This is a genomic window from Roseovarius sp. D0-M9, from assembly GCF_037083805.1.
GTDB lineage: Bacteria > Pseudomonadota > Alphaproteobacteria > Rhodobacterales > Rhodobacteraceae > Roseovarius.
This window is the reverse complement of the sequence record NZ_JBAPKZ010000061.1, coordinates 1-10,693: the sequence shown is the minus strand read 5'-3', so window position 1 is coordinate 10,693 and position 10,693 is coordinate 1. Positions and strand designations below refer to the sequence as shown.

Annotated in this window: 9 protein-coding genes and 3 pseudogenes; 6 read left to right on the top strand and 6 right to left on the bottom strand. The window is 58.3% G+C overall.

The features are described from left to right. Positions 1 to 271 precede the first annotated feature (271 nt). The 4 genes from V8352_RS20385 to V8352_RS20370 all read right to left on the bottom strand — a co-directional run bounded on the left by V8352_RS20385 (position 272) and on the right by V8352_RS20370 (position 4,197). The gene (locus V8352_RS20385; RefSeq protein ID WP_336426110.1) at positions 272 to 1,003 is read right to left on the bottom strand and encodes a glutathione S-transferase family protein; all 732 of its coding nucleotides are present in this window, start codon (positions 1,001 to 1,003) and stop codon (positions 272 to 274) included. A 316-nt stretch (positions 1,004 to 1,319) separates the two neighbouring features. After that, positions 1,320 to 2,066, bottom strand: coding sequence for a flavodoxin family protein (locus V8352_RS20380; RefSeq protein WP_336426109.1), 747 nt, complete (start codon positions 2,064 to 2,066; stop codon positions 1,320 to 1,322). 53 nt (positions 2,067 to 2,119) lie between these two features. Next, positions 2,120 to 3,745 (bottom strand): thiamine pyrophosphate-dependent enzyme, encoded by a 1,626-nt coding sequence (locus V8352_RS20375; protein WP_336426108.1) that lies wholly within the window; start codon positions 3,743 to 3,745, stop codon positions 2,120 to 2,122. Between the two features lie 161 nt (positions 3,746 to 3,906). After that, positions 3,907 to 4,197: an HdeA/HdeB family chaperone gene (locus V8352_RS20370; RefSeq protein ID WP_336426107.1), complete on the bottom strand. Its 291-nt coding sequence runs from the start codon at positions 4,195 to 4,197 to the stop codon at positions 3,907 to 3,909. 274 nt (positions 4,198 to 4,471) lie between these two features. On the opposite strand from V8352_RS20370, the pseudogene V8352_RS20365 reads away from it, so the two are divergent. Then, positions 4,472 to 5,014, top strand: a pseudogene (locus V8352_RS20365) (transposase); the annotation flags it as partial. Here the strand turns inward: V8352_RS20365 and V8352_RS20360 are convergent. Further along, a pseudogene (locus V8352_RS20360) lies at positions 5,002 to 5,319 on the bottom strand (IS110 family transposase); the annotation flags it as partial. The pseudogenes V8352_RS20365 and V8352_RS20360 overlap by 13 nt on opposite strands. Before the next feature lie 434 nt (positions 5,320 to 5,753). Between V8352_RS20360 and V8352_RS20355 the strand changes: the two are divergent. From V8352_RS20355 to egtD, 5 genes are all read left to right on the top strand, one after another. Further along, entirely contained in the window at positions 5,754 to 6,425 is a 672-nt protein-coding gene (locus tag V8352_RS20355; RefSeq protein WP_336426106.1) for a cupin domain-containing protein, read from the top strand. Further along, entirely contained in the window at positions 6,425 to 7,417 is a 993-nt protein-coding gene (locus V8352_RS20350) for a flavin monoamine oxidase family protein (protein ID WP_336426105.1), read from the top strand. Before V8352_RS20355 ends, V8352_RS20350 begins: the two co-directional genes overlap by 1 nt. Before the next feature lie 45 nt (positions 7,418 to 7,462). Next, a complete protein-coding gene (locus V8352_RS20345; RefSeq protein ID WP_336426104.1) occupies positions 7,463 to 7,591 on the top strand; it encodes a hypothetical protein in 129 nt (42 codons plus the stop codon). A 200-nt stretch (positions 7,592 to 7,791) separates the two neighbouring features. Then, on the top strand, positions 7,792 to 9,042 hold the full coding sequence (egtB, locus tag V8352_RS20340) for an ergothioneine biosynthesis protein EgtB (RefSeq protein WP_336426103.1): 1,251 nt from the start codon (positions 7,792 to 7,794) through the stop codon (positions 9,040 to 9,042). A 1-nt stretch (position 9,043) separates the two neighbouring features. After that, entirely contained in the window at positions 9,044 to 9,982 is a 939-nt protein-coding gene (gene egtD / locus V8352_RS20335) for an L-histidine N(alpha)-methyltransferase (RefSeq protein WP_336426102.1), read from the top strand. Positions 9,983 to 10,038: 56 nt separating this feature from the next. On the opposite strand, the pseudogene V8352_RS20330 reads toward egtD, so the two are convergent. Then, positions 10,039 to 10,323 (bottom strand): annotated as a pseudogene (locus V8352_RS20330) (transposase); the annotation flags it as partial. Positions 10,324 to 10,693 lie beyond the last annotated feature (370 nt).

The following is a 10,693-nucleotide window of genomic DNA, read 5'->3' as shown; positions in this document are numbered from 1 at the left end:
GCATGTCGATCATCTGGACCAATCGTGCGCGCAACAGATCATCCTGTTCCGGAAGAGGTGTTTTGGGCTTCATAGCGCGGCTCAAAATTGCAGGGTTATGACCACAATTATATCAAATCCTGCATCAAAAACCCAATAAAAATGCAGTATTATGTAGCAAAATCAGTGCTGTGGAAGTTGTTCAGGGTGAACTCATTACTTGAAGCGCAGCGTGGATCGAGAGCCTATAAGGTTCAAGATGGAAGACAAAAGCCGTTGAAATTTGGACAAGTCATGTTGCCGAACCTTCAGGTGGAATGGGAAGCAGTGGCTTAGAAAATGGGGCGTTGCCGAGGCCCTCGGCAGCGGCTGCCGATAGAACGCTGGAACGCGTTTCCAGCGACCTGATCAGGTCGTGCAACGCAGGATAATCTTGCAAGCGTAGCCAGCGGCTACCGGACTTGGGATATAGGGCAGACCAGCGCAGAACGGGGCCGATATACATAGCGAGTGCAGAGGACGGCGCGAAAAGCACCGGTTCAGCCCGAACAGCGGCATCGAGGATCGAGAAGTGGACGGAGAGACGATCAGCCATTGTGGCATGATGAACTTCGAATATTTCCTCGGCCACGTAGCGATCCGGATAAAAAAGGCGGATCAGATCGGCGTGGACGGTATTGGACAGGAAAAACAACCATCGCAGAAACATGCCTCGTTTTGAATCGCCGGTCAGCGGCCCGAGATTTGCCTCGGGATAGGTGTCACAGAGCCAAAGAAGGCAGGCGGCTGTCTCCGCCAATGGGCCCTGCGGCGTGATCAAGGTCGGTATAAGTCCCGTAGGATTAAGCGCGAGATATTCCGGTGATTTCTGAGCCTGAACCGAGCGGTCCACCAGAATGGTTTCATAGGGCAGCCCTGCTTCCTCCAGCGCGAGGCGTAGAACCAAAGAGGCGTTGTCGGGAGCGTAATGTAATCTGAGCACTTCTGTCCCTTGGTGAATGACATTGGCACAGTCATCAGGCAATTTTCGGGAAAGACAATTGAAAATTGCGCATGGGATCGGACCAGTCTGCCCACATCGCGAATGGAGGGGAAATCCCGCATTACTGGCCTTCAAACGCTCCAAAAACTGCGTGATGCCTAAATGGCCGGTTTGATGACGCCGAGATGCACTCCTTGGTAGCCTCCGAGCACGTGTTTAAGGATAGCCTTAAGCCTCCTTGGTCGGGCAAACGTGCTTGCTCGAAATAGGGGCCAGTTCGCTAGCCAACTTGATTTCGTGGCTGTGCTTGCCAGGTAATATGGCCGTCTATGGCGAGTTTCTAACCTTACCTTCGGCCTCAGCTCCTGTGTTCGGGATTTTCAAAGTCATACCGGCACCCAGCAGACCACGCCCTTCGGTCATTTCCATGGCTGGAGAGGCCATCAGCGTCCTTCAGCATCCGCGCCATGTGCAGCAGATTCCAAGTCATAATCGTGGTGTTGCGCTGCGTGAATTCATTATCGAAACCTGCGCCATCGTCGCCATAGCTGGGCCCTGGGCCCGCCTCGCCGATCCAGCCGCAGTCGGCCTGCGGCGGGATGACGTAACCCAGATGTTGCAGAGAATAGAGCACGCTCATCGCCACATGCTTGATCCCGTCCTCATTGCCGGTGACGACTACGCCACCAGTCTTGCCGTAGAAGATGGATTGCCCCTTGTCGTTCAGACGTCCCGACATCGCATAGAGGCGTTCGATCAGAAGTCGGCACACGGACGATTGCTCGCCAAGCCAGATAGGCGTGCCGATGACCACGATCTCTGCTGACTCGGCCTTCTGCCACAGGTTCGGCCAGTCGTCGTGGTCCCAGCCATGCTCCCGCATGTCGGGTTGAACGCCTGGCGCAATTTTGTGCGCGGTCATGCGGATCTCGTCCACCGTTACGCCGCTCTTACGCATGATTTCGGCTGCGCTGCCCATCAGCAGGGACGTATGCGACGCCTGGTCGGGATGTTTCAGGGTGCAATTAAAAAATACCGCGCGCAGGTCGGAAAAATCGGTCCGGTTTTCCGTGCACATGGCGGTTTGTCTTTCGCTTAGCTCCATCGGTGCCTCCTCATCTTAATGATGCTAATTTTCCTCAAAAAAGCGGACGTGCATCACTGCCCGAGCGCCTCCCGCAGCTTTGCTAGACCAAAATGCCACGCTTGAGACGCACCGATCGTCGGCGGCATGATCAATGCATCGGGGTCCACGATGACCTCGACCACCGCGGGGCCCGCCTCGGTTACGCGAAATCCCGCTGCGCCACAGGCTTTCGCCAGCGCGACGAAATCGGGGATTAGAATATCGGTGCCCCAATCCGGCAGACCCTTTGCCTCCTGCTCTAAGGTGATAAACCCGAGCTTGGCATTTTTGAGCACGACCACAAGGATCGGCAGTTCATAGCGAACTGCCGTCACCAGATCACCCGACAGCATACAGAATGCCCCGTCCCCGAGGATTGCGATGGCGCGACGGTCAGGAAAGCTCAGTTGCGCTCCGATTGCACCCGGAAGGCCGATCGCCATTGTGGCAAGCCCGCCTGAGAGTGTGAACCGTTGCTCCGACTGGATATGCAGATTTCGTGCCGCCCAGGCAGTTGAGGTTCCGGTATCGGCAATGAAGATGGCGTTATCGGGCGCGACCTTCGATACAGCCAACAAGAGTCGCGCCGGATGGATCGGAGTTGCGTCCGACGCCTCCTCCCTGGCGCGCCCTTTACGCCAGATGGCCATCTGCGATTGGATTTTTTTCAGGAAAGCCCCTGATCGCGAGCCTTCGACCCCCTCGGCCAAACTCGCCAGAGTTGGGCCTGAGTGACCCACCAGTCCCACATCAACCGGGTGCCGCCGTCCGATCCGCGTGGGCTCGATGTCGATCTGGATCACCTTCGCGGATCGTGGATAAAAGTCGCGATAGGGGAAATTGGTCCCCACCATGACCAGCAGGTCGCATCGATCCATCGCTTGGACGGCAGGCTTGCCGCCCAGAAGGCCGAGCCCACCCGCGCATTGCGGGTGATCGTCGTCAATTATTTCCTTGGCCTTCAGGCTACGCACAATCGGTGCCTTCACCGCCTGGGCAAAGGCTAGCAATTCCTCTTGCGCTTCGAGGCAGCCGATCCCGGCTAGAATAACGATGCGTTCAAATTTGTTGATCAGTTGCAACGCCGCGCCACAATCAGCCGCAACCGGAGAAATTCGACCCGCCGCCGCCGCCTTGATCGGATGACCCGCATCGAAAGATAACTTTCCCCCAGAGACATCTGGCGGAATCGACACATGCGCCACCCCGCGATGGGCGATCGCCGCTTGACACGCTTCGAGAAAAACATCGGGAACCTGAGCTTTGGTGGTGACGGTCTGGCTGTAGACAGCGACATCGGCGAACAGCCGGTCAAGCCGTACTTCCTGGTGGGCCTCGGTACCTAGAACGCCAGTCGCCACCTGACCGGTGATAGCTATCACCGGAGCATGGTCCATTCGAGCGTCGTAAAGTCCATTCAAGAAACGGATGCCGCCGGGTCCTGACGTGCCCACGCAGGCGGCTAGCCGGCCAGTCAGCTTGGCCTGAACCGAAGCGGCAAGCGCTCCGGTTTCCTCATGGCGGACACCGATGAAGCGGATCCGGTCTTGCCGGCGCAACGCATCGGTCACGTCATTGATTGCGTCGCCGGGAATACCAAAGAGGTGCTGCACCCCATGCGCGGCAAGAACTTCGAGCAGGATGTCCGATACGTTCATAAATTTTTTATCACCTTGGCAACTGGTCACCGTGGCGCACGGCTTAGGTTAGACGCCGGTCATGTCATCAGAACTCATTCAGTAAACGAACTTCCGAAACCCTCACCGAAGCCAAATCGGCGAGGGTTTCGCACTTGCCATTATCCTAAGGGATAAACGTATTAATTAGAAGCCGATGGATGCATCGCATCCATGGCCGCAAGGAAGTCCTCTTCTGAGTTGGTTTTACAATGTTCAACCATGCCCTCATAGACTTCATCAGTCCGTCTCGCATCGTCGCGGGCAGCTTCGCGCCCTCCCGCAGAATCACGCTCAATCATCACTCCCATTACGACACCTTTTCTTCCATCTTCACTCATCACCATGAACTCTTCACAATTCATGGCCATGGCAGGAACAGCTGGCGCAATAAAGAAGGTTGCAACAGTTGCACTTCGAATGAAATTTGACACATCGATCTCCCGTTAAAGTTTTCAGATCTCATCTTTAATGAGTTTCTATACAATATCAGAGCAACCAATTTCATCGTATATTTTATTAAAAACCATTACTAATTGTGATACTTTAATCTCCTTGCCTCACATCTTTGTGTTTTTATATATAAGTAGTTCATCCTGAACAACTCTCATCCTGCTGATTTTGCTGCATAATGCAGATTTTTCCTTAGGCTTTGGATGCAGCGTTTGGCATTATTGCGGCTGAAACCCTGCAATTTCGAGCTGCGATATGAAGCCCAGAAAACCGTCCCCGGAACAGGATGATCTGCTTCGCGCACGATTGGTCGAGATGATCGACATGCGCCACGAACTGGTAAAGCTCGCCGCCCTGATCGACTGGGAGGTGTTCGAGCGGGAATGGGCGGAGCTCTTCCCGTCCTCGGTCGGTCGTCCGGCCACGCCGACCCGCCTGGTCGCGGGGCTCTTCTATCTCCAGCATGCGTTCCGACTGTCCGATGAAGCTGTCGTGGCGCGATGGGCAGAGAACCCTTACTGGCAGCATTTCTGCGGTGAGACCTTCTTTCAACATCGCCTGCCGATCGATGCCTCGTCGATGACCCGCTGGCGCAACCGCATTGGTGAAGAAGGCGTGGAGTGGCTGCTGACCGAGACGATCAGGGCTGGGCAGCGCGCCGGGACGGTGCAGGACGACCACCTGAAGAAGGTCACCGTCGACACCACGGTGATGGAAAAGAACATCGCGCATCCCACCGATGCCCGGCTTTACGAGAAGGCACGGCGCAAACTCGTCGGGCTGGCCCGCGAGGCTGGGCGCCGAACCGCTTCACAGATTGCCTCAGCGTCAACAGCGTCGTTCTTCCCGCGCTTCACGTAAGGTTTGACGTAGCCAGCGGGCATGAGCTTCACGTCGTGCCCCAATTTGCGTAGCTGGCGGCCCCAGTGATGGGACGACCCGCAGGCTTCCATCCCGACCCGGCAGGGCGGAAGCGTTTCAAAGAAGGCGAGCAGCTTCGCGCGTTTGATGGCTTTATTGAAGATCACACGGCCGTTCTTTGAAATGCCGTGCACTTGAAAAACATCCTTGGCCAAATCCAGGCCGACGGTCTTTACTGTCATTGGGTGGCTCCTTTCCCAGCAGTCAATGATAACTGCACTTTGGCACATTCGATGCCGGTGGAGCAGGAGCCACCCACCTCATCCGCTCTGTGCCAGACGTGTCCTGTAAGCCGCCCGCGCTTTTCAATTTTGCAAAACCCGCTTTCTGCGCACAGCCGACATTCGTGAATACTGCAGCGAAGGTTCGGAATCCTGGAGGTTTTTCGATGCGGGCTGCAGCGGCACGGTTCGAACGCACTTGGCAACGACCCGCGTTGGAAAATGGGCTGAGACCCATCTGCCGCGCTGGTTGAACACGCGACAGGTTCGTGGCATTCGGCACGCCGGCCGAGTGGCCATCAGGGGTAAATGTCAGGCACGCTTGAAACACTGCGGTTCAGATCCAATATCGTTGTCTGTGGGCGTTGGGTAAAATAAAGGGTAGGCTACAGACAATGCATCTAAATGCAGATTTCAGCCAAAGGGCTCTCGTGCGCTTTAATGAGAACAAATGGGTCGAGTCCCCCATGCCTGGGGTTCGACGCAGGATGCTAGACCGGATTGGCGACGAGGTCGCCCGGGCAACCACCATCGTGCGTTTCGAGCCCGGGAGCGCCTTTTCCGCACACACCCACGACGGCGGGGAGGAATACCTCGTGCTTGATGGCACCTTCCAGGATGAGGACGGTGACTTTCCCACTGGCTTGTATGTGCGCAACCCGCCCACTTCGTCGCACACTCCTGCCTCGCAAGACGGCGCGACCATCCTCGTCAAGTTGCACCAGTTCGACGCGGCCGATCGCACGCAGGTTCAGATTGACAGCAACAAAAAAGATTGGTTCGAGACAACACTTGGCGTCGAAACGCTCGAACTGCATGAAGATGACCGCGAACATGTAGCCATGGAGCGCTGGACCGCGGGAACGACGCGATCCCTGGACGCATCGGGTGGCCTTGAGGTCTTCGTGATCGCTGGATCGCTTTCCAATGGTGTTGAAACGCTGACCGCCTGGGACTGGCTGCGCCTGCCCGTGGGTAGCGCGTTCGAAGCGACGACCGGAGACGACGGCGCGCGGGTCTGGCTCAAGACCGGGCATCTGCGCCACGTGTCGGACCATCCTGTGTGATGGAAGAAACAGAGATCTGTGTCATCGGCGCCGGGCTTTCCGGCCTCGCGCTGGGAACTGCGCTGCGGTCCGAGGGGCGTGACGTGACAATTCTTGAAGCACGCGACCGCGCAGGCGGACGGGTGCTGTCACAGCAAGGTTATGATCTAGGGCCCTCCTGGATTTGGCCGCACAACCACCGCATGCTGGCTCTTGCTTCTCGTTTCGGCCTGCGGAGCTTTCCACAATACGCGTCTGGACGTCTTGTCTTCGAGGATGGCGAGGGCGCGATACGCAGTGACCTCGACTTCGCCACCATGGGAGGCGCGCTGCGCATCGAAGGCGGGCTGATGCGCGTGACCGACGCTTTGGCTATCCAACTAGGACAAAGCCTGCGCCTAGATCACCCGGTGCGCCGTGTGACCGAGGTTGGCGCAGGCGTAACGCTGTTAGGCGACAACTTCGAGATACGAGCAGCGCGCGTCGTTTTCGCGCTGCCGCCACGGCTGACGGCTGGCTTCAGCGTTGCCGTTCCCGATGTGCCGACATGGATGGCCGGCCACGCCAAGCTCATTGCGACCTACAATGCGCCCTTCTGGCGGGACAGCGGGCTGAACGGTGATGCGATATCGCATTACGGGCCGCTGGCCGAAATCCACGATGCATCACCTGTGGATACACGTGTCGGTGCGCTCTTCGGCTTTACTCATCCCGGTGCCGCGCGTCAATCGGGGTTCCGCGACTCGGCTATTGCGCAATTGACGCGTTTGTTCGGACCCTTGGCGGCGACACCAAATGACGTTTTTGTCAAAGACTGGAGCGATGATCTCACCACGGTGACGCAGGCCGATCGGGCACGACCAGCAGGCCATCCGGCTTACAGCGCGATCCCACCAACTGCGCGTCTGACCTTCGCTGGATCAGAAGCATCGCCAATCGACGGTGGTTTTTTGGAGGGGGCGCTGGCTGCTGCAGAAGCCGCGCATGTCATCCTTAGCAGGCATTCGGATTGACTGAACTACAATAATCGCTCGCTAGGCGCTCCCGATCGTCAGTGATTGCCCTGCACCTATTCGCGCACGGCCATCGCCAATGATGCGAGCCTCAGCGTCGACAATCTCGACGTCGAAGGGGTCTTCGACAGCGCGGCGATCACCGAGGAAGGGCGCGTTCCGCGCTCAAGTTGATCTGCAACACGGCCCCCTTGCGTTGGTTTCTAAAAAACCATTATGGCAAATGCGATGCCGCCGGGTGGGGGCATCCACCACATCAATTCAGTGAGCCGAGCGACTGCCCTACCCCGGCTCCTCTGACCCCATCCTTGGAACCTTTCAGACGTCTGAGCGTTCTCACCCTTTATTTTTTCCGCCACTGATCCAGGGATGATATGACAAACAGCACCGCGATTGCACTCGCCCCAAACGAAGCCCTTTCTCTCTTCCGGTCGGTGCGAAGGCGATCAAAAGAGCTTGCGGCGTCGCTTGTGCCCGAGGACATGATGCTCCAGTCAATGGAGGACGCGAGCCCGGTCAAGTGGCACCTCGCCCACACGACGTGGTTTTTTGAAGAGTTCATCCTTAAGCCGCACGATCCGGGCTACCGCTCTCCGGACGACCGCTTCGCCTTCCTGTTCAATTCTTACTATGTGCAAGCCGGCCCGAGGCACACCCGCGGCAAGCGGGCCATGGTCTCGCGCCCCGACGGGTCCGCCGTGGCCGACTACCGTAGCCATGTTAACGAGGCCCTCGGCCGCCTTGTCGCGGCAGGTCGTGGCGATGCGGAGGGGATCGCCGCGCTGGTAGAGCTCGGCTGCCACCATGAGATGCAGCATCAGGAGCTTCTGGTCACGGACCTCCTGCACGGGTTCTCCTATAACCCGCTCCTGCCGGCCTACCGCGATCCCGAGCCCATGCCGGTGACCGAGGAGGTTCCGCTTTCCTTCACCGCCCACGAGGGTGGGCTCGTCGAGATCGGCCACGACGGCGAAGGTTTCGCCTACGATTGCGAGGGACCGCGGCATCGGATCTGGCTCGAGCCCTTCCGGATGGCGGACCGGCCGGTTACAAATCGTGACTGGATCGCCTTCATGGAGGACGGCGGATACAATACTACGCCGCTCTGGCTGATGGACGGCTGGGCCTGCCGCGTAAAGGAGGGCTGGGATGCGCCGCTCTATTGGTGGCGGCAGGACGATGCATGGTGGACCTACACGCTCCGCGGGGCGCAGCCGGTGAACCTTGACGCGCCCGTGGTCCATGTCAGCTACTACGAGGCCGACGCTTTCGCCCGCTGGTACGGTGCGCGCCTACCCAACGAGGCCGAGTGGGAAATCGCCTTCCGCGACCGCCCAATCTGCGGCAACTTCCTCGACGATGGCCAACTGCGACCGCTCCCTGGCGGCATTCCTTGGGGCGACGTATGGGAATGGACGCAGAGCCCCTTCACGCCCTATCCGGGCTTCCGCCCGCCCGAGGGTGCAATTGGCGAGTACAACGGCAAGTTCATGGTGAATCAGTACGTGCTACGCGGTGGCTCCTGCGCGACCCCAGTGGCGCAGATGCGTCCGAGCTACCGCACCTTCTTTTATCCCCACCAGCGTTGGCAGATGCTGGGCCTCCGCCTCGCGCAGGACGGTTGAGATGGACAAACCCGTTGTGACCAACCGCGCTCTTTTCGCGGACGCTCTTGCGGGACTCCGCGCGGACCCCAAGCGAATGAACCCTAAGTGGTTCTACGATCACGCTGGCAGCGCTCTATTTGAACGAATCACGGAGCTTCCCGAATACTACCCGACGCGCACCGAGCTCTCGATCCTCCGCCGCGAAGTGGATACGCTGTCGACCTGCATCCCGGAAGGTGCGGCGCTGGTCGAACTCGGCAGCGGCGCGAGCACCAAGACGCGCGTTCTGCTGGACGCGATCCGGGGCCTGCGCGCCTACGTGCCGATCGACGTTTCGGGTGACTTTCTGCGCGACGTCGCCAGCGATCTGGACCGCGCATATCCAGGTCTCCGGGTCGCACCGCTTGTGGGTGACTTTCTCGGCGATCTCGACCTTCCGACCGAAATCCGCAGTTTACCGAAAATCGCCTTCTTCCCTGGGTCGACTATCGGCAACCTGGAGCCTGCCGAGGCACTCAACCTACTCCGCCGCGTGCGAGCCTGGCCCGAAGTGTCTGCCTTCATACTCGGTCTCGATCTGGTGAAAGAGCCCGGAATACTCAAACGCGCCTACGACGATTCCGCTGGCGTAACCGCCGCTTTCAACCACAATCTTCTCCTCCGACTGAACCGCGAGGCTGGCGGCACCTTCGACGTCGACACCTTCGGGCATGAGGCGCGATGGAATGCTGAGTTCGAACGCATCGAGATGCATCTTGTGAGCAAAAAGACACAGGAGGTGTCACTCGGCGGCTTCTCCATCCAATTCTCTAAAGGCGAGAGTATCCATACCGAGAACAGCCACAAGTACAATCAAGCCTCCATCGCCCGAGCGGCAGCGGAGGCAGGTTGGGCCGTGGATGTCTTCCTCACCGACGAGAGGCGTCTTTTCGGGGTAGCGATCCTCCGTCCCTTTTGACAGCCGGTTTGGGCAGTAACGGATGCTAATTGGACGTGGCCTGGAGACTGTCAACGCTATTTGAAACACGCGGTAAGCTCCGGAAAATGGTCAGCGTAGACGTGACCGACGGCGCGCCAGAGTTCGTCGTGGGTCCGCGCGACTGCTTTCCGGACAAGGGCCTTGAGTTTGGCAAAGGCCATCTCGATGGGATTGAGATCGGGACTGTAAGGCGGCAGAAAGAGAAACCACGCACCGGCCGCGCGCAAGGTATCAGCGGCCTTGGGGCTTTTGTGGGATGACAGGTTGTCGAGGATGATCACATCGCCGGGTTTCAGGGTCGGGGTCAGTTGGGTCTCGACANGCACCGACCGCGCGCAAGGTATCAGCGGCCTTGGGGCTTTTGTGGGATGACAGGTTGTCGAGGATGATCACATCGCCGGGTTTCAGGGTCGGGGTCAGTTGGGTCTCGACATAAAGCTCGAACAGTTCGCGGTTCATTGCGCCCTCGACGTGGCGCTCTTTTGGCTATTGCCGACAAATGTCCGGTCCATAAAACCCTGCACGGGCAGGCAACAATCCGGACTAGAGCGGGTTGCGAGCTTTCTGATTCAGATTCCCATGAGGGTTGATTTGTGATTCCCTGTCTGCATAGCAGATATGGGGGTTTGAGATGGGTAAGCCACATCCTATGGCACTTCGTGAGAGGGTCGTCGCGTTTGTGGAGGAAGG